Genomic DNA, 829 nt, shown 5'->3' with positions numbered 1-829 from the left:
GGGAGAGCTTATTTTATTAATCTTGCGGTAACTCGTTAGATAGCGCAACAATATCAGCCATTACTTGTTTTTCGCCTAAATCCGCTAAAAATGATAAATGCTCAAGTTTTTTTACAACTTTCAAATTATCAAGCTTGGGCGCACCACCCAGTGCGAGAGCAGGTACAAAACCATACATTTCGTCATTAGCTAAAGCGCCAAGTCTTTCAAATGCAGGTTTGAAAAGTGGCTTGTCATCGATATCGGTTTCGTCCATTTCTGATATAGATGAGGCGCTAAAGAATAGATCGATTGTTAAATCTCCACCGTCTTCTAATAAATCAGCTGTATAGTCTGTAGGAAATAACATCCCATAGTTAACACTTATGTCAATACTTTGGCCTGAATTTTCTCCCCAAATAATTAAACGCCCAAAAGCAGTGACACCAATTACATGGTATGTATCTACGCCATTGAGAATGCGTTGTTCAAATTCAGTTCCCTGTAACCATCTTGATAATATATCACTATAATCATCAGGGTTCACTGTCCAAAAAACACCATCACCCCAGCCACAAAAACCGTAGGTTTGCCAATATTCAAGTAAGCGGTCGGGGAGTTTATCTTTATACTTAGTCAGTATTTCTTGACTGACGGGCTCGCTTTTTATCGCAGGTCCAAATTTTTTAAAATTGTAAAAATTATCAAAAAGAACATTCATTCTATTTACACCTATGTAGATTTACATTCATCATGGCATCTGGCCCTATGTCTTTCAATGCCTTTGTCGCTTGTACATCCATGGCTTCTACTCGACTTAATACTTCTTTGGCACCAGAGCTGTCAACAC

1 protein-coding gene is annotated in these 829 nt (G+C 38.4%); it reads right to left on the bottom strand.

The window, feature by feature from the left end; all coding sequences use genetic code 11:
• Positions 1 to 16 precede the first annotated feature (16 nt).
• The gene (locus ABD005_RS18105; protein WP_343819155.1) at positions 17 to 700 is read right to left on the bottom strand and encodes a GAD-like domain-containing protein; all 684 of its coding nucleotides are present in this window, start codon (positions 698 to 700) and stop codon (positions 17 to 19) included.
• Positions 701 to 829 lie beyond the last annotated feature (129 nt).

The sequence above is a fragment of the Colwellia asteriadis genome (assembly GCF_039523295.1).
Classification (GTDB): domain Bacteria; phylum Pseudomonadota; class Gammaproteobacteria; order Enterobacterales; family Alteromonadaceae; genus Colwellia; species Colwellia asteriadis.
Note: the sequence above shows the minus strand (reverse complement) of the source record. Positions and strands in the feature narration are given on the sequence as shown.